The sequence below is a fragment of the Flavobacterium gelatinilyticum genome, assembly GCF_027111295.1.
In the GTDB taxonomy this organism is placed as follows: domain Bacteria; phylum Bacteroidota; class Bacteroidia; order Flavobacteriales; family Flavobacteriaceae; genus Flavobacterium; species Flavobacterium gelatinilyticum.
Genome location: NZ_CP114287.1, coordinates 5,109,550 through 5,133,878 on the forward strand (window position 1 = coordinate 5,109,550; position 24,329 = coordinate 5,133,878).

Consider the following 24,329-nt stretch of genomic DNA (forward strand, 5'->3'; position numbering starts at 1 on the left):
ATATTTTTGTAAAATAAAACTTATATTATTTTACATGAAAAAAATTGTAATGTTGTTTGCGGCTGTACTTGTTATATGCGGTTGTAAATCAAGTAAAGATGCTGGTTCAGGATCTGTAGTGAGTGATAATTCAATTGAAAAGAAATTAAAACAGACCTGGATTTTAGAAAACTTAAACGGAAAGATGATCACTGAAAAAGATTTTTCAAGTTTTCCAAAGCTTGAAATGGGAGCGTCGACTTTTTCCGGTTCAACAGGATGCAACGGTATTAAAGGAGATTTGTCATCAAAAGGTGCAGGAAAACTTCAGTTTCAAAGTATTACTGCCGAAACTAAAAAATGCAATGCTAAAAAGGAAGGTGAGTTTTTACAATTATTAAGAACAACTTCCGGTTACTCTATTGAAAATAACAAACTTTATCTTTCTAATCAGTTTGGATTGACAATGTCATTCAAAAAAGGTTAATTCAAAAAAGGCTTCAACTTAGTTGAAGCCTTTTTTTATATCAATTTATTATTCAAATAATTCTTTTGGATCTTCATTTTCTTCTTCAATAAAATCAAGTTCCAAAGCTCTAACGCTCTGCACTGCATTTCCGGCAATACCACGAATCGAACCGTACATTCCTAAGGTATTATGTACTACTTTTTCGATTTGTTTTTCGCGTTGTTTCCATATTCTCTGCATGGCTCTTTTTTCAGCATCCAGATCGTTTTGCATTTGAGTAAAGCCTTCTACAATTCCTTCAATCTGCAAACGGAATTCATTGCTTGTCAGGAAATCGTACAACATCGACATTTTATCGCCTTTGTTTTCCTGTGCCTGAACAGCCTGATTTACCTGAATTAAAGATTGACGAAGAACAGCACTTAAACCCTTAAATTCTTCATAGGTACAAATCCAGATTCCGTCGCGCATTCCCATTCTTTCCATTCCGGCAGGCATAACTTCTGTAACCAAAACTCCAATATTGGCTCTTTTGGTTCTAATATCGTTTTTAAATTTTTCAATCCAAGAAGGCTGAAACGCTTTTGTTCTTTTACTTTCGTAATAAATAGAACCGCAATTTTGATGTTCTCTTGTGTTTACCACTTGAAGACAGTCGGCGCCATTCGCACCTTTTTTAACTTCATCAATACTGTCAAGTGGGAAATTATTGGCGAGCCATTCTTCAATCGCTAATTCCATTACTTCGCCTTGCAATTGCATAGAACCTTGTTCTTGCTTGCGTTTCATTTCTTCGGTCAGCTTTTTTTGTTCTTCCAGCTGTTTTTGAAGTTCTTTGAATTTTAACTCGTTTTTATCGTCTTCCTGTTTTCTTATTTTTTCACGTTCCAAAGCCAATTGAGCATTTAATTGTTTTTCAGCTTCGGCTTGAATTGCTTCTTTCATTTCCAGTTTCTCGCGCTGTAATTTTGCGATTTCACCTTCCATTTTATTCAATTCCCTAATTTTTTCCGATTTTTCCGAGAGTTCTTTTTCCATTAAAAGCAAACGGTCTTTGTTCTCTTCTTCGAGTTTGGCTTTTAGTTTCTCTGAAATTTCTTTTTCGGCGGTCTTTTTTTCGCGTTCCAAACGTTCAGCAAAAAGTTCGTTTTCCTGTTTCTTTTTAGCTTCAAATTCGGCTTTGGCTTTTTCGAATTGCTCGTTTTTAAGCTCTAATTCTTTATTTTGAAGATTAGCTTTTTGTTGAAATTCTTTACGGATACTATCTTCCAACTGATGTTTTAAGACATCATTTACGTCGATCGGAGTTCCGCAGTTTGGACACTGAATTGAAGATTGTTCAGCCATTTTGTGTTATTTTAATAAGTAGAATTATAATTTGCTAAGGTATTTAAAAGTTCTCTTTTTCTAATGTGGATTTCTGTACTAAATTGTAACGAATTTTTGTTATGGCCACGAATTCACGAATTTTTTGTTTCACGCAGATTTTGCTGATTGGAGCAGATTTTACAGATTTTTATTTTAAATCATCTGCCTGATCTGCTTAAATCTAATAAAATCTGCGTGAAACAAAATCTTTTGCGTCTCAGCGACTTTGCGAGATTAAATAAAAACTTCGAGCCTTAGCGCCTTTGTGGCAACAAAAACGCAACAGCAGATTTTGTGATTTCTGAATGATCTTCTTTTGAAGTAATCAACGAGACATTTGTATATAAATTCACTTTTTTCAATTCTATAAAACCAATTTCCGAATCCTGATTATTCTTCGCAATGTTGGATGGAACAATCGAAATTCCCAATCCGTTTTTGACTAATTGTACGATTGAATTAATGTTGTTCGCTTCGTGAATAATCTTCGGCGTAAAGCCATAAAAAGCACAAAGTTCCAGCAAAACTTCATGATAATGCGGTGCATAATCTTTGTTGAAAAATACAAATGTTTCGTCTTTCAGTTTTAGAATGTCATTTTCTGATTTTATCTGAGTGGATTTTTTATTGAAAACCAACGAAAATCCGTCTTTGAACCATAAATGTGATTTTATTTTTGGTGAATGAATGGGCGATCTTATAATTCCCATTTCGATTTTTCCTTGTTCTAAAGCGTTGATCTGTTTAATGGTTGAAATTTCGAAAAGTTTAAAATTAACGTAGGGAAACTGCGCTTTAAGATGTTTTATTAAATCTGAAATAACAGATGAATAAATTGAGCTGATATAAGCAATTCTGAATTCGCCCGAAACATTCTCTGAAATCTTTTTTGTTTTTGCAGAAATGCGTTCCAGATTCTGAAAAATCATCGTAATTTCTTCTTTAAAATATTTTCCTGCTTCGGTTAATTCTACTTTTTTATTGTTTCGAATGAAAAGTTTTGCCTGAAGTTCATCTTCCAATTCAGCAATTTGCCGACTTAATGGCGGCTGAGAAATAAAGAGTTTTTCAGAAGCTTTGGTAAAGTTCAGTTCTTCGGCGACAGCCAGGAAATATTTTAAGTGACGTAATTCCATGATACTTTTAAAGTATTGTTGATTGATAAAAATAGTATTTTTAAAGTATTTATGAAAGAGATAGTTTTGAAATATGAAAATAAAGCTCTCGCAGATTTGGGAGATTTAGCAGATTATAGTTTAGATAAATCATTCTAACCATAATAATATCCAGATCATATAATAGCAAAAAGATCCGCTCAATCTGCCAAATCTGCGAGAGATTATAAAAAACAAAGACCATGAAAAAATCAACTATTGAAGAAATCAAAGAACGATTTGATAATGATGTCGAACGATTTTCAAATTTAGAAACCGGACAAGTGGCGACAATTGATGCTGTTATTTCTTTAGAATTAATAACGGAAGCTTCAAAACGAATTGTGCCAAGCGCCAAGAATGTTTTAGATGTAGGCTGCGGTGCAGGAAATTATACTTTAATGATGTTGTCTAAAGTACCGAATTTAAACTGCACTTTGGTCGATTTGAGTTTGCCGATGCTGGATCGGGCTTTTGAAAGAGTTTCAAAGGAAACAAACGGAAAAGTCGAAATAAAACAAGGCGATATTCGAGAAACTGCTTTAGAAGAAAACAGTTTTGATATTATTTTGGCGGGTGCTGTTTTGCATCATTTACGTGACGATAACGATTGGGAAACGACTTTCACTAAACTATTCAAATTATTGAAACCAGGTGGGTGTTTAATGATTTCGGATTTAATCACTCAAGACACTGATTTATTGAATGATTATACCTGGCAGCGTTATGGCGAATATTTGGAAGGAGTAGGAGGGGCAGAGTATCGCAAGAAAGTTTTAGATTATATCGAAAAGGAGGATTCTCCAAGATCTATGAATTATCAATTGGATTTGATGAAAAAAGTAGGTTTTTCAAAAGTCGAAATTTTACACAAAAACATGTGTTTCGGAGCTTTTGGAGGGATTAAATAGTTTTATAGCCACGAATTTTATTCTTTAAAATCTATGCTCAAAGCATTAAATTAATTCGTGGCGAAAAAAAACTATACATTAATGGGCATTGGGTATTTATTTCTTAGATCAAAAACTAATTCTGAAGGTCCGTTTTTCTGCAGGTAATCTAGTTTTTCTACGGCTTCTTCCATCGTTGGGATTTCTCCTTTTGGAATCCACCACATGGCGGTATGCGCTTTTCCGAATTTCTGAAACCATTCTTTTCGACGTCTTAAAAATTCGCTGTGAAACGTTTTGTACATATAATGTTCCAAAGTTTCAATGCTTTCCCAAACTGATACATTGATAATAATTTGTTCGTCGTTATACGGATTTAGACTTGTTGCATTATAATTATTGTCATCGTCTTTTAATCTCCAGACAAAACCTTCGCTTTCTTCGGCTAAAGTATTTACGGTATCTAAGTTGTCTACAAACTCTTTCATGATGGGGTCGTTGATGTCGACGCCTTTCATTTTGGCAATATTAATTTCAGCAAGATGGTAATGACTCATAGTTTTATGTTTCTGAATAAGAGGCAATTTAGCTTTTTTCTGAATAATTACTTTAGATAAATTAGTTATATCTGTAACAGTTTTACTCCTGCAAGGTTTTTAAAACCTTGTAGGTCTTTTGAAGATGGTTTAAAGATATACCTACAAGGTTTTGAAAACCTTGCAGGAAAGGTTTCATAAAATCTGAGCTGTTTTGTAAACCTGAATTGGCGTTGCTACCAATGTTTCGGTTTTTTTGATGAAATCCTGAAGATAAGACTGGTTGTTGTGCAAATCTAAACCAACTTGGTCTTTCCATTCTTCCCAAAGAATAAAAACATTTTCTGAAGTGTGTAAATCGTAACGAATACAAGCTGCTTCTTTTCTAGTTTCGGTTACCAGATGTGTCAGCATATTTTGAACTTCAATTAAATGTTCTGGTTTGCTTTTTAAAATTGCGGTAATTGAAATCATAATTATAAGTTTTTGAAAGTTTCTTCTAAGTGTTTGGTGTAATTCTCTTTAAAGATAACGATATTTTCTGGTGTAGCGCCTTTTTCTACGTCATGGAAATGGAATCCGTTTATGCGTTCCATTCCTGTGAATTTGTTCATTTTGTGGAAACCAAACATTACGCCGTCATCTACAGAAGTTTCTTCAAAGAATTCTCCCGGAAGTGTAAAAGCCGTTGCAGGGGCATTCCAGCTTGTGGTAAGCATGTATTTGCGTCCGTGTAAAAGTCCTCCGGTTCCGTAATTGATGTCGGGATTTACACGGCTTCTTCCGTCGCTTTTGTAAATTCCGTTGTTGTGTCCTTGTGTGAAAACATCATCGATATATTTCTTAAAAAGATTCGGAATCTGAAACCACCAAACTGGTGTGTGATAGATAATTAAATCTGCCCAAACGAATTTTTCTACTTCTTTTTGAAGATCGATTTCGTCTTCTACATGTGTTGTTTTGATTTCGTAATCGTTGTTTTTTGAAAGAAATTCTACTGTCCAATCCTGAACGGTTTTGTTGAATTGTCCTCCTGAATGCGCGAATTTTTGTCCGCCGTTAATTATAAATATCTTTTTCATTTTAATTGTTCTTATGAAAACGGATGTGTGAGGGATAGGAGTGGAAATCCTTTTGTGTCTCGTTTCTTAACGAGACATAAAAGATTGCAACGGATAGCCCGGTTCGCTGCGGCGAACACACCCAAATTATTTTTATGTTTTAAATTTTGAGATTTTTTAAACACATAGAAACATAGGTTTTTCTTTCGTGAAAAGGGAATTGAAAGAAACTCGTTTCTAACACATAGCTATGTGTGATTATGCAAATGAAACGCCTTTAACGACAATGAAAGACTATGTTTCTATGTGTTTAAATATTTTAAAAGAGAATTATTTTATTTTAGCAATTGCCTGATTGATGAATTCTAATTCTGAAGCTGATAAATCAAAATTCATTGTTTTGGCGTTTGAAATCGCTTGTTCTGCGTTTCTTGCTCCCGCTAAAACTATTGCAATTCCTTTTTGTAAAGAAGTCCAGCGAAGAACTAATTGTGATAAACTTGCCTCTTTTGCATGTGCTAATAAAGTCAATTCTTCGACTAAAGTTTTTACTTTTTGAAGATCAAATTGACCGAAATAACCGTTTCTGTGGTCGTTTTCTTTTAGTTTGCTGTCGGTGAAATATTTTCCAGTCAATAAACCTCTTTCCATTGGACTGTAAGCAATGATTCCGATGTTTTCCGCGACTGTAAACGGAATAAGTTCGTCTTCGATTTTACGGTTCAGCATACTATAAGCAACTTGATTTGAAGCAACTTGGACTGTTTTTTGTGCTTCCTGAATTTGTGCAACATTGTAATTACTTACTCCAAAAGCTCTGATTTTTCCTTGCTGGATTAAGCTTTCTGCTGCTTCCATTGTTTCAGAAATTGGAGTAGTGGAGTCTGGCCAGTGAATTTGCAGTAAATCGATATAATCGGTTTGAAGACGTTTTAAACTTTCTTCAACTTCTTTAATGACGTTTGCTTTTGATGAATATTTGTAAACCGGAACTTTTTTACCATTGTCATCTGCGTCGAAAAAGAAATCGCCTTTTCCGTTGTTGCTTCCGTCCCAAACCATTCCAAATTTAGTAAGCAATTGAATTTTAGAACGGTCGTGAGTTTTAATGGCTTCCCCGATCATTTCTTCGCTTAAGCCAAATCCGTAAAAAGGAGCAGTGTCGATTGTAGTTACGCCGTGATCGATTGAAGCGTGAATAGAATCAATTGAATCCTTCTTTTCAGTTCCGCCCCACATGGTTCCGCCAATCGCAAAAGCACCGTAAGTGATCGTTGATAATTCCAATTCTGAGCTGCCTAACTTTCTATATTCCATGATAGTGATTTTTTTCGTTTAAAATTTATGAGGCAAAATTATACTGTTTTTATGATTCTTATTTGGTATATATTTGTCTTTTTTAGGTACATTTGCATCTTCAAATAAATGGAATTATGAAAAAAGAAAATTTATATGAGCCTTTTACGGTTTCTTTTGAAACGTTGAGTGAGTATCCGGATGTGGGAGATCGTCATAATTTTTTCGAATTGGTTTATATTCTGGGAGGGACAGGGAGACAGTGTATTAATAAGAATATTTTCGAATACGATCCTGGGCATTTGTTTTTGCTAACGCCTGAGGATTGTCATAATTTCACGATTGAAACCGAAACGAAATTCTTCTTTTTACGATTCAATGATATTTATTTGAAAAATTCGAGTCTGCAGAATGAAAATATTCAGCGATTAGAATATATTCTTCAAAATGCCAATCATCAGCCGGGCTGTATTCTTAAAAATGATCCTGATAAATGTTTGGTGAAAGTGATGATTGAAGCGATTTGCCGTGAACATCAGGATAAAGATGTTTACAATCAGGAATTGATTCAGCAATTGGTCAATACACTGATTATTATCGTGGCGAGAAATATTGCGAAATATCTTCCTGAACAAGTTTCAATAAGTACAGAAGCTAAAGCGATGGATATTCTGCAATATATTCAGAACAATATTTATTATCCTGAAAAAATTAAAGCAGAATCAATAAGTGATTATTTCGGAATTTCGAATACCTATTTAGGCCGCTATTTTAAGAAACATGCCAGCGAAACGATGCAGCAATATATAAGCAATTATAAAACGAAACTGATTGAGCATCGTTTGCAATTCAGCGATAAGCGTATTAACGAAATTGCATATGAATTTGGTTTTACGGATGAAAGCCACTTTAATAAATTCTTCAAGAAACAGAAGGGAAACAGTCCATCAGAATTTAGAAAGACGATTCGGTTGAGTGCTTAAGTTTTTTAACTTAGGATTTTTTATAAAATAGAATGATGAAAATTAGCGACTTAGATTTACTGGAATTAGATAATTTAGAGTTAGAAAAAACAGAATTTTATAAAGCTTACTCTTCTATGCCTTTTAATAAAGGTGTCATTTTTAAGCGAATAGGGGCGTATTCAAATTTTGTCTTTTCAGAAGTTATCAGTTCACTTAACAAAGAAATAAATGAAGTAACAATTCAAAACATAAATAATGTTGAAAAAATTAGAGCAAATGTTCAAATTCACGATTTTATTTATGAACTGCTTACTCATAAAGACATATTTAAAAAGTGGAGGTATAATGATGATGCGTTTTTTACAGAGTTTTCTATAGAATTTAATTCACAAGAAAGTTTTAGAAAAATTGGACTTTATGATATTGATACTGAAGAATTTATAAAAAGGTTGTTTTGTTTGTCAGTTGTAGGCTCCTGTTATGGAAGAATGAATTATGATGAACAGCAAATTAAAAGTATCATACAAGATTTTGTAAATCAGTTACTGAATGTTCCTGGCAACAGAATAGTTGTTTCAACACAACCGTGGAGTGGCTATCTTATAGGTTGGTTTGAATGTTTTTTTATTATTAGAAAGAATGATTTAATAATATTAGGACAAGATGATTACGATTAAATAATTATAACGGATTTACGCGAATTTATTTTTTGCCACAGATTCATAGGATTACAAAGGATTTTTTTATTTCACGCAGATTTTAAATGATTTAAGCAGATTTAAAATGGATTTTTTATAATCAGCTCTATCTGCTCCCGATAACTATCGGGACTGCGAGAGCAAAAAAAATCCGTAAAAATCCGTGTTTTCGCAAAGCGAATCTGTGTCATCCGCGTACTTTAACTTTCTTTACCAACAATAAAATCAAAATGCTCGGTTTTACCAGCTCTTAAATTGTTGATTTCATTTTGAACTAATTCCTCTAAAGAATCTGCGACTATATTTCTGTCCCATGATTCATTTTGAAGTTCTATGATTTGTCCAAACTTCCCTTTTGAAGCCGGATCTGTATCATAAACTAAATAATCTCCATTTCTTCCTGTAGCAAACGGAATCCATTTTGGGTTGGCGTAGTTGTTTGTGTTGATTTTTTCGAAATCTATTTCCTGTTCAGGTAAATCGTCTTCGTCAAATTGTAAATCCTGAATAGAATTCCATTCTTCTGCAATATCTTCAAAAGGAATAAGTTCGTAACTCCAATTGTTTACACCAAACTGAAAAGTCGAAGTAACCGCATCGTAATCGACATTTTGAACTTTGTAAAAATTGATTAACGCCGGCGGAATCGTAATATCGTCTTCTAAGGCAGAATGCCGCTGAATATCTTCTATAGAAATACCTTCAGTAAGATTGTAATAGTCGTTATCTGTTGAAACAATTTTATTGATTTCTGAAATCCATTCCCTCCATAAAGGTTCGAATGCTTTGAATTCTATGTCGAGTGGGGCGGAAGCTTTTTTGGGTTTTTCTTCTTTTTCGTAAGCAGAAATGCTGATGCCTGTAATTTTGCCATTTTCTTTATCAAACCAAACACTTGTTCTGCTAAGGATAAAAGCACCGCTTCTGTCGCCTTTAAAGAGCTTTACAAGTTTATCTTTATTGCTTTCGTAGTAATGAAATAATTCTTGTCCGTCAAGAATAAATTCTCCGTTAAAAATGCTTTTTGGACTAAAATCATATTTAGGAAGTTCGAGTTCAAGTCCAATACTTTCGGCTTTATTTCCTTCTTTAGAAAAAACCATAATTCCCAGATTATCCCAGGTATAAATATGATTATATTTTTTTTTGATATATCTATAATCTCCTAATGCTTGTTTTAAAACCGAGATATCAATTGGGAATTCGATGTTTGTATTGTTAATCTGAAAGCCTGTTTTGGATAATTCAAGTTTTGTCATTTTTGCTTTTTTAGGAGTTAGATAATTTTCTTGATTACACGAAGTTTATGTGTGTGTTTATTAATTTCTGGATTGTAAATTCCTAAGTGATCTAAACGGTCAATACGTACTTTTCCACTTGCGTGAATAATGTAATTGTTTTCCATTATAATTCCAACATGAATGATGTTTCCTTCTTCGTTATCAAAAAAGGCCAGATCACCGGCTTCACTTTCTTCAATAAAACTCAATGGGTCGCCTTCTAATGCCTGTTGCGAAGCATCACGATGGATTCTGTAGCCATTTAACTTGTAAACCATTTGTGTAAAACCAGAACAATCGATTCCAAAAGGAGTTTTTCCGCCCCATAAATAAGGTGCGTTTAAATACATAAAAGCGGTTTTGATTAAAGCGCTTTTAGGTTTTATGCCGCTGGTTCTGGTTCCTTCGAAATCAAAGTTTGAAATATTGATTTCGTTATTGTTTAAAAAAGATAATGAAGCTCCAAGTGGAATAGGAAGCAAGAGATTGTTTGGAGCTGTAATATAATCGATTAAGTCAGAGTTCAAAATAATTGCCTCTTTACTCAATAGATCAAATTGCTCTTTGGTAATTTCCTGAAATTGTTTAGAATCTACCCAGCCTTCATAATCATCAAATTGAATTCTGATTCGTGCCCATTGATTATGGCGCTCTAAAATTTCGATATGCTCCCCGAATAAAAGCTGTGTGACAATTTCACTTCTGTCGCTGGCTTCAGATCGAACGGGTACTATGGCTAAATTGCAAATTCCGAACATTTAAGGAAATTTATAAGTTGAAATCAGGAGTTACTTTTATAACTCCTGATTTTTTGAGATATTGTTTAAGCTCTTTCGATAACAATTGCTGATGCGCCGCCGCCGCCGTTGCAAATTGCAGCTGCTCCGGTTTTTGCATTGTTTTGTTCTAAAACATTTAGTAAAGTCACAATAATACGTGCTCCCGAAGCTCCAAGAGGATGTCCTAAAGAAACTGCGCCGCCGTTTACGTTTACTTTATCGTTATCAAGATTTAATATTTTTGCATTGGCCAGCCCAACTACAGAGAAAGCTTCGTTAAATTCGAAGAAATCAACATCTGAGATTGAAATTCCGGCTTTGTCCAATGCTTTTGGTAATGCTTTTGCCGGACTCGTTGTAAACCATTTTGGTTCCTGAGCAGCATCGGCATAGCCTTTTATGTATGCTAAAGGTTTTAATCCTAAAGCGTTTGCTTTTTCTTCTGACATTAAAACCAGAGCTGCAGCTCCGTCATTAATTGTTGAAGCATTTGCAGCGGTAACAGTTCCGTCCTTTGTGAAAACAGGACTTAAAGACGGGATTTTGTCTAATTTAACATTAGTATATTCTTCGTCTTTAGAAAATATAACCGGTTCGCCACGTCTTTGCGGTACTTCAACAGGAACAACTTCATTGTCGAATTTTCCGGCGTCCCAAGCTTTTGCACTTCTTTCATAAGATTGAATTGCGAATGCATCTTGTTCTTCACGGCTGATTTTGTATTCAGTTGCACATGCATCAGCGCAAACTCCCATTGCGTTGTTGTCGTAAGCATCCGTTAAACCATCTTTCTGCATTCCGTCCAGCATTGTGGCAGGACCAAATTTGTTTCCGGCACGCATTTGTACATAGTGAGGAATCAAGCTCATGCTTTCCATTCCGCCCGCCACTACAATTTCGGCGTCACCGCATGTGATTGCCTGAGCAGCGAACATTACAGCTTTCATTCCGGAGGCACATACTTTGTTTACTGTTGTAGCAGCAACTTCTTCAGATAATCCGGCAAATAATGCAGCCTGACGTGCGGGAGCCTGTCCAACACCAGCCTGGATTACATTTCCCATGAAAACTTCGTCGACTAATTTTGGGTCGAGGTTAATTTTTGAAAGGGCTCCTTTTATGGCAGCAGCTCCTAATTTTGGTGCAGGTACAGTAGATAACCCGCCCATGAAACTTCCGATAGGTGTTCTAACGGCAGAAACGATAACAACTCTTTTGTTCATTTTCTGTTTAATAATAGTTAGTAAAGCAAATTTACTGTTTAGTTTGAATAAATTCAAATTTTGTATTGAAAGGGTTGATTTTAAATTTAAGGTGAAATTTTTGTTAATTCTATTCGTTTGATTGTGAAGTGGTTTTAAAAAAAGATTCAAAAAAACGAAAAAAAAGCGCAAAAAAGCTTGTGAGATATGTAATGTTGTTATACCTTTGCAACCGCAAAACAGAAAGGAATTTCTTAAAGCAAGGAGAGGTGCCAGAGCGGTAATGGAGCAGATTGCTAATCTGTCGACGGGTAACCGTCGCCAGGGTTCGAGTCCCTGTCTCTCCGCTTAAATTTTGCCTCGGGGTGTAGCGTAGCCCGGTTATCGCGCCTGCTTTGGGAGCAGGAGGCCGCAGGTTCGAATCCTGCCACCCCGACTACACTGAAATAATGGACGCATAGCTCAGCTGGATAGAGCACCTGCCTTCTAAGCAGGCGGTCGAAGGTTCGAATCCTTCTGCGTTCACAAGAAGCCACTCAAATCGAGTGGCTTTTTTGTTTTATGCAATCTACTTGATTTTAGTAATGATTTTTAAGAAGTTATTATAATTGATTTTAGAATTGCAATTTTATATGAAACCTGTTAATGATACTTTGATGGTTCCTGTATAATTTTATTCTAAACTTATTAAACTTTAGTTTTCCTTTGGATTGCCAACGGTTAAACTCAGCGCTGATTTAAACAGCAATAAAAAACATCATTTTTTAACTTAACACACAGTTTATGATTAAATAAACTTGTGATTGTATTCTTGTGAGTTAAAATACAAACAATGATTAGGGCTTTACTCTTATGCTGCTGTTTCTCAGTATATTCTTTTGCGCAGCAGATAAAATTTGAAAATTTTACTACAAATCAGGGATTATCAAATAATTCAGTACTTGATATAGAAAGTGACAGGGACGGGGGGCTCTGGATCGCTACCTGGGATGGTCTAAATTATTTTGACGGCCATAATTTTAAAATTTTCAAAAACAATTTTAATGATCCTAAAACCATTTCCAGCAATTATATTACTAAGCTGAAAAAAGATGCAGCAGGACATATCTGGCTTATTACAAAAGAGGGGAATATAAATCAGCATATTGGCAATAATGAGTTTAAGGAATTTAAATTCAAGGGTATTCCAAAAAACATTATTTTATCTCAAAAAGGAAATATCGTAGTACAGACCAATACGGCATACTATGAGTTTAAGAATAAATCTTTTGTTGAAACGGCTCGTAATAATGTAAGAACTGCAGATTTTAAAAACCTGAAGAATATTCTGCTTAGAAAATATCCTAAACTTATTGTAAATGATGTTTTAAAAGATAAGGCAGGAAATATATGGTTTGCTACTCGTGAAAACGGATTATATATTATGACAAACGAATCAGATGAAAATGATATAAAACATTTCACTTCAGATTTATATTCACCTTATTCCTTTAAAAACAATGAGATAGAAACGCTTCATGAAGATGATTTTGGAAATATCTGGCTGGGGCAGAAGGACGGCGGATTGAGTATGGCATTTACGGGTTCGGAAAAAATTAACTCGATTATGCCGCATCCTGCAAAAGAACCTTATCTGCCGGATGAAACCATACGTGCTGTGACTAAAGATAATAGAGGGAAAATCTGGCTGGGTTATTATACCAGAGGACTTTATTATTATAATGACAGAAGTCATTTTTTTGAGAAATTTAAAATAGATAAAGCGGCTTCACATTCAGACTGGGAGCGAGTAAGGACACTGTTTACAGCAAGTGACGGATCAATCTGGGCCGGGACATACAAAGGAATTCTGCGTATCTCAGATAATACTTGTACCAGTTATGAGAACAGTAATATTGAAGGAATGCCCATTAACAGATGTTACTCAATCTGCGAAGATCAAAACAAACAGCTGTGGATGGGATGCTGGGGAGGTTTGATAAAGTTTAATTTGACCACAGGAAAATTCGAAAAATTTAAAGGGCAGGAATTATTAAATAAATACAATATAAGATGTGTTAAGAAAAACCAGCAGAATCTGATACTGGCAACAGAAAGTGATGGTGTAATTGTGTTTAATTTAACGAATGGTACATTAAAAAAAATCACTACAAATGATGGTATTTTGGGAAACAGCATTTATTCGGTTTTTATAGACAATGAGTCCGATAATTACTGGATTGCTTCTTTGGGAGGTGTGACGGTTTTTAATAAAAAGAAAGGCATCATAAAAAATATTACCGAATTGGAAGGACTGCCAAGTCACATGGTCTACGGACTTATTGATAACGGAAATAAAATCTGGATAAGCACCACAAAAGGAATTGCTTCTGTAGATAAAAAAAATTACAGCGTAACTTCTTACAATCCTGATTACGGATGGCAGGCGCCTGAGTTTTCTGAAGGTGCTTATTATCAAGATTCTAAAGGGAATTTGTTTTTTGGAGGTGTAGATGGGCTTAATTATTTTAATCCAAATGCAATTCATTCGGAAAATCCTAAAGCAAAAATTAAACTGAAAATAGACGGCAGTGAAAAGTATCAGGCTGCGATTGAAAAAGGATTTACAGAGAATGAATTGGAAATTGAGGTAATTCCTATTTTGTTTCCAAGAAACAAGAAGAATGAAATATATTATAAGCTGGAAGGACATGATGAAAATTGGACACTTTTACCTGCCGGCAGTAAAATAAAATATACTCATTTATCATCCGGAGATTATAACTTTTTAATTAAGCAGGGCAAAAAAGGAATAGCCGAACCTGTCTTCTTTACGCTGCATATTACCGAAGCATTTTATGAATCGATAATGTTTTACATTCTGTTGTCCGGTTTTATCCTTTTATTTTGTGCGATAGTGGTTTATGTAAAAAATAAAGCCGCACTTGCACATCAAAAATATCTCGAAGAACTGGTAACGGCTCGTACGACTGTTATTGAAAATCAGAAAAAAAATCTGGAAGAAATAAATCAGGAACTGGATCTGAAGAATAAAAAGATAGAAGAGCAAAAAGAAAAACTGCTGATACTTCACAGCAATTTAAAAAATGAAAATTTTGAAATTGAAAAATTCAAAACTTTTATGCTGTCTGAATTTCAGGAACCTATATCAAAAATAATTAAAATATCGGGTTCGCTTAAAAAAGATACAGAAACTCATAAAGCCCTAATTACACAATCGGATAAACTCGTAAACCTGATCTCCGAATGGAATTATCTGGAACATGTAAAAGATCTGGGGCCAATTAAAAAAACAGCTGCTTATTTATTTCCGGTTTTAAAAAATAATGTCGAAAAGCTAAAAAAGAACTTGCAGCTTAATGAGGTAAATTTTAATTGTGAGATTGACAGCACGAACTGTTTTGCAGTGATAGATATTTTGCGATTAAAACTCTCGATGCAGTATTTCTTTAATGATATCTGTAAATATTCAGATAAGGACAGTACTTTGAATATTTCGATACTGTACGCAGATAACGGAATAGAAATAAAAGCAGCTTCAGACAGTGTTATCTTAAAAGATAATTGGTATAATATTTCGCACTACAGTCCTTACTTTAGGGCATTGCAGGTTCTATTGCAGGATATAAACGGCGAAATTATTCCATTTTTGGGCGAACAATTTCAAACAACGCTGCGAATTCCGATAGAGGTTATCGATCCTGACCTCAATTTTAAAGAAACCATTTCGTGGAAGAATTTTAATTACCAGGAGCAGTTTTCTTCAGATAAAAAATGTCTTTTGGTTTTTTGTGATTCATACAATAGTCCGGCTGCCAGTCAGGTTTTAGAAAGCGAAAATTATAACCTGATTTTTGAAAGTTCGGTTTCTAATTTAAACGCCGTCATGAAACAAATAGAAGTTTCTGCTTTGGTTTTTTATCAGGCCGGATTTTCAAAAGAACTGGTTAATTTTTTACAGTCAAATACAGAGAATTCAAGTGTCAAAGTTCCTATGGTTTATATATCGGAAGATATTAATTACGAACTGGATGAACAATTACTTGAAATAGGCATTGATACGCATATTAAATTACCAGCCAGTACTTCTTTTATCCGTAAAAAGATCGACAGCCTGATTAATCAGAATAAAGAGCCGATGAGGGAATATAAGATCCAGCAGAAAATATTTGAAATCCTTACAGAAGACAACGATCATATTACACCAAATGAAAAGCTTTTAAAAAGAGCTTTGGAAATCATTAAGGAAGAATTGCAGAATCCTTTGTTTAATGTAGAAATGCTGGTGGAGCAATTAGGAATTTCTAGAGTAAAATGTTATCGTTTGTTTAAAGAAACACTCAATCAGTCACCTTCGGATATATTGATGTCGCTGCGTCTTCAAAAGGCAGAAGTTTTGCTAAAAACCAAAAAACTGAACATATCCGAGGTAAGTTTTGAGTGCGGTTACAATGATCCGAAATACTTTGGACGTTCTTTTAAAAAGTATTTTGGCAAAAGTCCGAAGGAATACAAAGAATATTCTGTGTAGACTTGCTGTTAGGGCTGTATTTACAGAAAGTTAGCATAAGGTTAATGAACAAAAATCACCCTTTTTTGCCGTTAATTCTATCCTAAATTGAAATATTAGTCCTCTTTTGAAAAACAAAAATCCTCCTGTTAGGAAGATCCATAAGATACTTTTGAGAAAACATAAAAAAGTATTTTAGATGAAAAAAATTTACGCATTGTTAATTCTTGCCTTAGGATGTATGTCATATTCCCATGCGCAGGTATCCGTATCAGGAGTTGTTGTTTCTGATGCAGAAAAAGTACCCGTACCAGGAGTCTCTGTGTATATTAAGGGAGAACCAAAAGGTGCTGTTACAACAGATTTCGATGGAAACTTTAAAATTAAAGCATCGCAAAACGATGGTACTTTAGTGATTTCTTATGTAGGATTTCAAACTAAAGAAGTTTCGTATTCAGGAAGTCAAAAATTGACTATTTCATTAGCCGAAGAGGTTAGTACTTTAAATGAAGTAGTAGTAGTAGGTTACGGTTCTCAAAAAAGATCTGACGTAACCGGAGCAATCGGATCTGTAAAAAGTGAAAATTTTAACAAAGGGGTTGTAGCCAATGCAGGACAATTGATTCAGGGAAAAGTTGCAGGGGTAAATGTTATTGCTGCAAGTGGTGAGCCAGGAGCTGCGCAGGATATAATCATTCGAGGGGTTGGAAGTTTACGTTCAGGAACTACACCGCTTTATGTAGTTGACGGTTTTGCTTTAGACAATAGTAATAACGGTGTTGCTTCAAATCCGCTTAACTTTATTAATCCACAGGATATCGAAAGTATTGAGGTACTAAAAGATGCTTCTGCTTCTGCGATCTACGGTTCCAGAGCTGCTAATGGGGTAATTGTAATTACAACAAAAAAAGGAGCAAAAGGAAATGCAAAAATAAACCTTTCGATGACTACCGGATTTTCTACATTGGCTAATAAAGTAGATGTTTTTACTGCTGATGAATTCAGAAGAAATGTAACTGCTATAAATGGAAAATTAGTAGATGGAGGAGCCAATACAGACTGGCAGGATGAATTAACCAGAACCGGAGTTTCTCAAAACCTAAATTTATCGATGAGCGGTGGAACAGATAAGTCGACTTATGCGGCATCTGTAGGTGTAGACAATCAGGAAGGTATTTTAAGAAACAGTGATTTAAAACGTTATTCAGGACGTTTAAATTTAAATCAAAAAGCACTTGATGACAAGTTTAATGTTGCTTTTAATTTAACTGCGACAAAACTTGAAAATTTAAGACCAGATGCCAAAAGTGTTGTAGAGAATATGCTGACTATGAATCCAACAGATGCGGTTTATGTTAACGGAGAGCCAAATGTTAATTTAAGTAATAATATTAGGAATCCATTAATTAGCGAAAGGATTTACTCAGACTTTACAAACAACAATCGTATTTTGGCGAACATTGCACCATCATATGAATTTATACCGGGTTTAACGTATAAATTTAATCTTGGGGTTGATTACTCTATGTCTCAAAGAGATGTACAAGTTTTACCTTATACTTCGGCTACTAATACAACTGTAAGTACTTTGGATAATACGATGACAACCAATAATAATACTTTATACGAAAACACACTGACGTATAATTTTAATAAAGGAGTTCACAGTTTTACTGCTTTAGCGGGTCAATCTTACCAAAAAATACAAGTAAGTCAAAAAATATATAACCTAAAAGGCTTTCCTGATAATGGTATTGAACCAAAAAATCAAATTGGGGCAGCAAGTGAACGTACAACACAATCATCATCTGCTGTAGAAAATGAACTTCAGTCTTTCTTCGGAAGGTTAAACTATGGATATGATAATAAATATTTGCTTACCGCTACAATGCGTGCCGACGGGTCTTCAAAATTTGGTAAAAACAATAGATACGGATATTTCCCATCAGTAGCACTTGGATGGAACATAACCAGAGAAGAGTTTTTAAAAGAATCTGAAGTTTTAAACAATCTTAAGCTTAGAGCAAGCTGGGGACAAACCGGTTCTCAGGAAATTCCTTCTAAAATTACAAAATTAAGTTATAAAGAAAGTAATGGCGGATACGATACTTATCCATTAGATCCAACTGCTGCAGATTTAGCGGGATATCCTTATGGTTCAGTATATACACGTTTGGCAAATCCTGATATTCAATGGGAGTTTTCAACACAAACAAATATTGGTTTAGATTTTAGTTTATTCAATAACAGGCTTTCAGGAACTATCGATTACTTTAATAAAGTTTCAGAAAATATTTTACTAGAAGTAGCACCGGTTGACCCAATTCAGCCTACACCAAAATATTGGACTAATATTCCAGATATGCAGATAAAAAACAACGGTATTGAAGTTGCTTTAGATTACAGCAGTGATAAAAGCCGTGATTTCTCTTACAGCATTGGTGGAAACATATCTTTTACAAAAAATAAAGTAGTAAACTCTCCTTACAAAATATTGACAACCGGGCAGGCACAAGGAGGAGGACAGACCGGAGTAACAATTAACGGAGTACTTAACGGACAGCCTATAGGTACATTTTATATGAATAAATTTATAGGAATTGGTCCTGATGGCCAGGATCAGTTTGAAGATTTAAATAATGATGGTAAAATTCTTGACGATGACCGTATTGTGGCAGGAAGCGCATTACCAGACTATATTTATGCTTTTTACTTGAATTTCAAATACAAGAATTTTGATTTAGGATTTAATTTTAATGGTGCAGGCGGTAATAAAATTTTCAACCACGTTGCCATGACATCATTTGGAAGAGGAAAACTAGCAAATTCATATAATTCTACAAATAGATCTATAGAATTCGCAAATGAAAGTGCTACTAATTCAAATTCAGTTTCCACAAGATATTTAGAAGACGGAAGCTTCCTGCGATTAAACAATGCGACTTTAGGATATAATTTGAGTCCAAAATTAATTGGACTGGATAATGTAATGGACAACATACGTTTTACATTAACGGGACAAAACTTATTTGTAATCACTAAATACAGCGGTTATGATCCTGAGTTAAACACCGGTACTTCAATTGGCGAAATTCAGTCTTTTGGGGTTGACTATTTCAGTTATCCAAGAAGCAGAACTATTGTAGTGGGCTTAAACGTGGCATTTTAATCAAAAAAATAAAACATGAAAAATAAAATAACAACGGCAGCTCTTGCATTCAGTTTATTCTTTACCTGGAGCTGTACAGACTTAGAAGAGAAGGTATTGGATGAATCTTTAAACGGTACCGGACAAGTAGAAGCAATTAGTGGCGCAGTTGCCCCGGCTTATGGCCAGTTAAAATTAGTTTGGATGCACACCAACAATTTTGGTTTACAGTTAATTTCCAGTGATGAGGGAATCCTGCCATACAGAGGAGGAACAGACTGGTATGATGGAGGTAAATATTTAGCAGTTCATTCACACGCTACAACTTCTACCAATGATTTGGTTACATCTACATGGAATGCCATTACTATAAATATTTCAAGAACATTATCTGCTATTGAAGTTTTGACTCCTTTGGCAGAAGCTGGTAATACAGAAGCACAAGGTGCGCTTTATGAAATGAAAGCACTTAGAGCTTATCTGAATATGATGACCCTGGACAGCTGGGGACTTGTTTTCAAAAAAGAATCGTCGGCTAGTATTTCAGAAATAATTAGAGGACAGGATGCAGTTTCTTATATCGAAAGTGAATTACTGTCTGTTGCAGATGTTATCAATAAAGATAAAGGACCGGGAAGAATGACACAGGCTGCAGTTTGGGGGCTTCTTGCAAGATTAAACCTAAATGCACCTGTTTATCGTGACCCTTATGGTACACCTGTATTTACACCTGCAGATATGGATAAGGTTATAAAATATACAGATAACATTATCAACTCAGGAAAATTCACTTTTTCTCCAGAGTATTTTGATTTGTTTGACGATGATAATAACTCAAATAAAGAAATAATTTTTGCATTGGATCAGCGCGGTGTTTTAAGAGACGAACACAACCGCTGGGCCTATTGGTCAATTCCGGGGTCTATGTTCCCAAGACCAGAATCAATCAATGCAGACGGTACAGATGGTCCTGCTATTACTTCAGATTTCTATCGTACATGGGTAGACGCTTATGGTTCTGTAGATCCTGCTGATGCCGATTCAAGATTTTACAAAAACAACGCAAAAGTACCGGCTCATTTAAAAGATCTTACAGGACTTTCTCCGAAAGACGATGCAGATATAAATCATTACTACTGTGTAAAGGCAGAAGAATTTGAAATCGACCGAGGAATTATGAGAGGTATACCGTGGGCGGCCAGAAAAGATGGCAACGGTGCATTTTATAAATGTGACGGAGGATACAGAATTTACCCTGTAAAACAAATTAAAGGAAATGGACCGGATCTTAATGTTGATTATGTAAATCTTACAGAAAAAGTTGATTTTACTAATGAAGGAAGTATGCATTATTCAGGATACCGAGTTTCTAAATATCAATTCAGCCACACTTCTCCAGACGGAAATTATTACAGCAGTGTAGATATGGTACTTTTAAGATACGCTGAAATTTTCATGATGCGTGCCGAAGCCAAATTAAGAAAAGGAGATAATGCAGGCGCATTAGAAGACATGAATACAGTAAGAACTTCAAGAACTGCCCGTTTACCAATCCCTGCTGCATTACCAGCTATTAATTTAGATATTTTGTACAGAGAATATGGTTTCGAATTTTACTGGGAAGGTTTAAGAAGAAATACACAAATCCGTTTTGGACACTTTGAAGACAAATGGACTGAAAAATCAGATACAGATGTAAATAAGAGATTGTTCCCAATCCCTCAAGTATCAATAGATGGAGCTTCTAACGTTCCTGGATATCTAATACAAAATGAAGGATATTAAAAATTAGTTAGTTTAATTGTTTTGAATTTTCGAAGGCTGCTCCGCCGCAATAAGGAGCAGTCTTCTTGTGTTTAGTTGTGAAGAACAGGGTTTAATAACCCTGTTTTTTTATCTGTTTTTCTTAGAATAAAAAAGTAGAAAAATGAAAAAAAATATAAAAGTCATACTGTTTTTAGGCATTTCATTACTGTTTAAAATTACACTTAACGCCCAGCAGAAAGTCCACACCTATGTAGATCCCATGATCGGCTCAGAAGGCATCGGCCGTGTTTTTATAGGCCCTTCGTGCCCTTACGGAATGGTAAAACCAAGTCCTGACTGCACGGTGAGCCCCAACAGCGGGTGGCTTCCTATGCCAAAAGAAGTAACAGGATTCAGCCAGGTTCATGTAAGCGGAACCGGAGGCGGCCCCAAATACGGAAACATCCAGATCATGCCTTTTTCCGGCACGTTGGATAAACTGGACCAGACCGCATACAGATCCGAAGAAAATGTAAAACTCGGATATTACCAGTCGGTTTTTAAAGAAAACGGAATCAAAACCGAAATCACCACAGGCGAAAAAGTCTCTTTTTACCGGTTCACCTACCCCAAAAACACTTCAAAAGAACTCAAAATCGATCCCGGATTTTTTCTTGGCGAACAGCCTGAACCCGACGGCAGGGAAGCCCAGCAGTTTGTAGGTTCCCAGATTGAAATTGTTTCTAATACCGAAGTAAGAGGCTACAGCCGTATCAGAGGAGGATGGAACAACGGAAGAGCCTACACCGTCTATTTCTGGGCCGTATTCGATCAGCCGATTGCAAGATCTGTAACCTGGAAAGACGGAAAATTGTATGCCGATGAAAAAACACAGTTTGATTCAGGGAAAAAAACCGCGGCGCTTCTTTCCTTTGGAAACACTGGAAAAGAAGAACTGAACGTTAAAATCGGAATCTCGTTTTTAAGCGAACTTAAAGCCAAAAATAATATTCAGGTTGAAATCCCGCATTGGGATTTTAATGCCGTTTTAGCGTCATTAGAAAATAAATGGGAAAACCTGTTAAGCCGGATCCAGCTTTCAAAAGATACCTCCGACGAATATAAAAAAATGTTCTACACCGGTTTGTACCACACTATGATTATGCCCGTTGACCGGACAGGAGAAAACCCGTTATGGACAGACAACGAACCCTATTACGATGACTTTTATGCCATTTGGGACACATTCAGAACCTCAAGCCCTTTAATCACACTTATCGATTCCAAACGCCAGGTAGAAATTGTAAACGCCATGATTAACATCTACAAACGCGAAGGCTACCTACCCGAAGGCAGAAGCGGCAACGACAACGGAAGAACCCAGGGAGGTTCAAACGCTGAGGTTGTTCTGGCCGATGCTTTTGTGAAAAACCTAAAAGGCGTCGATTACGAACTGGCACTTCAGGCCATGCTGAAAGACGCCACAGTCCCTCCCGGCGGAAACGAAGAAAAAGAAGGACGAGGCGGACTCATTGATTACCTCAGATTAGGTTATGTTCCTTACGGCACAGACCGCGCAGGAAACAGAACCATCGATTATTCATACAACGATTACAACATCGCCACAGTAGCCAAAGGACTGGGCAGAACAGACCTGTACAGCCAGTACATGAAACAAGCCGACAGCTGGCAGAATTTATGGCGTGATGATTATGAAAACCAGGGCTCAAAAGGATTCATTATGCCCAAAGACAAAGACGGAAACTGGCTTGATGATATTGTTTTCGGCGAATCAAAAATCCAGAAACCCACTTTTAAATATACACCCGTTATTATCGAATCGCCCTGGTACGTCTGCCACTGGTGCGTGTTTTTCTATGAAGGCAATTCATGGGAATATTCACTGAGCATTCCGCATGATGTGCCGGAACTGATAAAAAAATCAGGAGGCGAAAAAGCCTTTGAAAACCGACTGAATACCTTTTTTAATTCAGATTTGTATAATGTGGCCAATGAACCCTCTTTCCTGACACCTTGTTTGTACCACTGGATCGGGAAACCGTATTTGAGCAGTGACAGGATCAGAACCATCATAAAAAACAGTTTTAACAGCTCATCAGAAGGACTTCCCGGCAATGACGATTCCGGAGCGATGTCTTCATGGCTGGCTTTCCACATGATGGGACTGTACCCAAATGCCGGACAGCCGTATTACCTGATCAATACCCCGCTGATAAAAGAAACGGCAATACAATTAGAAAACGGCAAAAGTTTTAAAATCACCACAAAGAAAATGAGTGATAAAAACAAATACATCAAAACAGCCCTTTTAAACGGAAAACCGTACGACAAAGCCTGGATTTCGCATGAAGATCTTAGCAACGGAGGAGAACTGATATTAGAAATGGATTCAAAACCATCTAAATGGGGAACAGCACTGCTTCCTCCATTGAAATAAAAACAGCATCAAGATGAAAAATACAATTTTAGCCATTCTTTTATGTGTGATATTCCAAAATGCAAGATCACAAAGTTTTATCCCGGAAATTAAAAACGATACAGAATTTCATTATGTATGCAGGCTTCATGGACAGACCAGAACGCTGACCCTGACAGCCAAACCCGAAAACGAAGGACTCACTTTTAAACTCGAAACACGAGGAGTAAAAAGCAGTATTGTAATGCTTCCCGAGGCGGTTAAAAACGGAAATTCCTTAAGTTTTAATCAGGGCGAATATGAACCGGTTCTAAACCTGAAACCCAATGAAACTTTCTTTATGATTTCAAGGTCGGCATATCAGGAATTGATAAAAAACAATTCGTTCGTTTATAATAATACAACCTATGTTTTAGCTGCAAATGATTCAGAAAAAGAATATCAAATTCAGGGAAAAACTGTTGAAACGATACAGGTAAAAGCACAAATTGATCAAACTGAAATGTGGATTGTAAAAAATCCAGAATTTCCATTAATCTGCAAAATGAATAGAAATCCGTTGGGAATAAATTTTACAATGGTAAAAGTTGTAGATAAATAATGTAAAAATTTGAAATCTAATAGAATTTTCGTCTCATGCATAATCTCTTACGGGATATTTGCATGGGACGTTTTTTTTCTGCCGTTGTTTAAAATATCCCGTGTGGTATTTTTAAATCTCAAAACCACTCCATATAGCGGTTCTTGTTTTTACGTATTTTCTCAAAATGCATGTTGAAAAATCAATAAAATATTACAAATCCAGTAATAT

Annotated in this window: 18 protein-coding genes and 3 tRNA genes; 12 read left to right on the forward strand and 9 right to left on the reverse strand. The window is 35.5% G+C overall.

All coding sequences use genetic code 11. The features are described from left to right. Nucleotides 1–34: 34 nt before the first annotated feature. Nucleotides 35–466, forward strand: coding sequence for an META domain-containing protein (locus OZP11_RS22205; RefSeq protein ID WP_281232672.1), 432 nt, complete (start codon nucleotides 35–37; stop codon nucleotides 464–466). Nucleotides 467–514: 48 nt separating this feature from the next. Here OZP11_RS22205 and OZP11_RS22210 read toward each other — a convergent pair whose 3' ends face one another. Then, the gene (locus OZP11_RS22210) at nucleotides 515–1,795 is read right to left on the reverse strand and encodes a DUF2130 domain-containing protein (protein ID WP_281232673.1); all 1,281 of its coding nucleotides are present in this window, start codon (nucleotides 1,793–1,795) and stop codon (nucleotides 515–517) included. Nucleotides 1,796–2,070: 275 nt separating this feature from the next. Then, nucleotides 2,071–2,952, reverse strand: coding sequence for a LysR family transcriptional regulator (locus tag OZP11_RS22215; protein WP_281232674.1), 882 nt, complete (start codon nucleotides 2,950–2,952; stop codon nucleotides 2,071–2,073). A gap of 221 nt (nucleotides 2,953–3,173) precedes the next feature. On the opposite strand from OZP11_RS22215, the gene OZP11_RS22220 reads away from it, so the two are divergent. Continuing rightward, the gene (locus tag OZP11_RS22220) at nucleotides 3,174–3,881 is read left to right on the forward strand and encodes a class I SAM-dependent methyltransferase (RefSeq protein WP_281232675.1); all 708 of its coding nucleotides are present in this window, start codon (nucleotides 3,174–3,176) and stop codon (nucleotides 3,879–3,881) included. Between the two features lie 71 nt (nucleotides 3,882–3,952). On the opposite strand, the gene OZP11_RS22225 is transcribed toward OZP11_RS22220, so the two are convergent. The 4 genes from OZP11_RS22225 to OZP11_RS22240 form a co-directional block, all read right to left on the reverse strand. Continuing rightward, entirely contained in the window at nucleotides 3,953–4,417 is a 465-nt protein-coding gene (locus OZP11_RS22225; RefSeq protein ID WP_281232676.1) for a DUF3291 domain-containing protein, read from the reverse strand. 174 nt (nucleotides 4,418–4,591) lie between these two features. Beyond that, nucleotides 4,592–4,870, reverse strand: a complete 279-nt coding sequence (locus tag OZP11_RS22230) for a putative quinol monooxygenase (protein ID WP_281232677.1) — start codon at nucleotides 4,868–4,870, stop codon at nucleotides 4,592–4,594. Between the two features lie 2 nt (nucleotides 4,871–4,872). Next, the gene (locus tag OZP11_RS22235; protein ID WP_281232678.1) at nucleotides 4,873–5,478 is read right to left on the reverse strand and encodes an NAD(P)H-dependent oxidoreductase; all 606 of its coding nucleotides are present in this window, start codon (nucleotides 5,476–5,478) and stop codon (nucleotides 4,873–4,875) included. A gap of 309 nt (nucleotides 5,479–5,787) precedes the next feature. Further along, entirely contained in the window at nucleotides 5,788–6,774 is a 987-nt protein-coding gene (locus OZP11_RS22240; protein WP_281232679.1) for an aldo/keto reductase, read from the reverse strand. A gap of 116 nt (nucleotides 6,775–6,890) precedes the next feature. Between OZP11_RS22240 and OZP11_RS22245 the strand changes: the two genes are divergently transcribed. Further along, a complete protein-coding gene (locus OZP11_RS22245; protein WP_281232680.1) occupies nucleotides 6,891–7,736 on the forward strand; it encodes an AraC family transcriptional regulator in 846 nt (281 codons plus the stop codon). Nucleotides 7,737–7,768: 32 nt separating this feature from the next. Next, on the forward strand, nucleotides 7,769–8,395 hold the full coding sequence (locus tag OZP11_RS22250; protein ID WP_281232681.1) for a hypothetical protein: 627 nt from the start codon (nucleotides 7,769–7,771) through the stop codon (nucleotides 8,393–8,395). 221 nt (nucleotides 8,396–8,616) lie between these two features. Here OZP11_RS22250 and OZP11_RS22255 read toward each other — a convergent pair whose 3' ends face one another. From OZP11_RS22255 to OZP11_RS22265, 3 genes are all read right to left on the reverse strand, one after another. Next, a complete protein-coding gene (locus tag OZP11_RS22255; RefSeq protein ID WP_281232682.1) occupies nucleotides 8,617–9,675 on the reverse strand; it encodes an SMI1/KNR4 family protein in 1,059 nt (352 codons plus the stop codon). Nucleotides 9,676–9,692: 17 nt separating this feature from the next. Beyond that, nucleotides 9,693–10,454 carry a C40 family peptidase gene (locus OZP11_RS22260; RefSeq protein ID WP_281232683.1) on the reverse strand — a complete coding sequence of 254 codons (762 nt, stop codon included), beginning with the start codon at nucleotides 10,452–10,454 and terminating at the stop codon, nucleotides 9,693–9,695. Nucleotides 10,455–10,519: 65 nt separating this feature from the next. Next, nucleotides 10,520–11,698, reverse strand: a complete 1,179-nt coding sequence (locus tag OZP11_RS22265; protein WP_281232684.1) for an acetyl-CoA C-acyltransferase — start codon at nucleotides 11,696–11,698, stop codon at nucleotides 10,520–10,522. 242 nt (nucleotides 11,699–11,940) lie between these two features. Between OZP11_RS22265 and OZP11_RS22270 the strand changes: the two genes are divergently transcribed. The 8 genes from OZP11_RS22270 to OZP11_RS22305 all read left to right on the forward strand — a co-directional run bounded on the left by OZP11_RS22270 (nucleotide 11,941) and on the right by OZP11_RS22305 (nucleotide 24,119). Continuing rightward, a tRNA-Ser gene (locus tag OZP11_RS22270) sits at nucleotides 11,941–12,024 on the forward strand. A gap of 14 nt (nucleotides 12,025–12,038) precedes the next feature. After that, nucleotides 12,039–12,113 (forward strand) — tRNA-Pro (locus OZP11_RS22275). Between the two features lie 15 nt (nucleotides 12,114–12,128). After that, a tRNA-Arg gene (locus tag OZP11_RS22280) sits at nucleotides 12,129–12,202 on the forward strand. A gap of 307 nt (nucleotides 12,203–12,509) precedes the next feature. Continuing rightward, the gene (locus OZP11_RS22285; protein WP_281232685.1) at nucleotides 12,510–16,208 is read left to right on the forward strand and encodes a two-component regulator propeller domain-containing protein; all 3,699 of its coding nucleotides are present in this window, start codon (nucleotides 12,510–12,512) and stop codon (nucleotides 16,206–16,208) included. Between the two features lie 178 nt (nucleotides 16,209–16,386). Further along, nucleotides 16,387–19,356: a SusC/RagA family TonB-linked outer membrane protein gene (locus OZP11_RS22290; RefSeq protein WP_281232686.1), complete on the forward strand. Its 2,970-nt coding sequence runs from the start codon at nucleotides 16,387–16,389 to the stop codon at nucleotides 19,354–19,356. Between the two features lie 15 nt (nucleotides 19,357–19,371). Then, entirely contained in the window at nucleotides 19,372–21,120 is a 1,749-nt protein-coding gene (locus tag OZP11_RS22295; protein ID WP_281232687.1) for a RagB/SusD family nutrient uptake outer membrane protein, read from the forward strand. A gap of 142 nt (nucleotides 21,121–21,262) precedes the next feature. Beyond that, nucleotides 21,263–23,539, forward strand: a complete 2,277-nt coding sequence (locus OZP11_RS22300) for a GH92 family glycosyl hydrolase (RefSeq protein WP_281232688.1) — start codon at nucleotides 21,263–21,265, stop codon at nucleotides 23,537–23,539. A 13-nt stretch (nucleotides 23,540–23,552) separates the two neighbouring features. Then, nucleotides 23,553–24,119 carry a type 2 periplasmic-binding domain-containing protein gene (locus OZP11_RS22305; RefSeq protein ID WP_281232689.1) on the forward strand — a complete coding sequence of 189 codons (567 nt, stop codon included), beginning with the start codon at nucleotides 23,553–23,555 and terminating at the stop codon, nucleotides 24,117–24,119. Nucleotides 24,120–24,329: the final 210 nt, after the last annotated feature.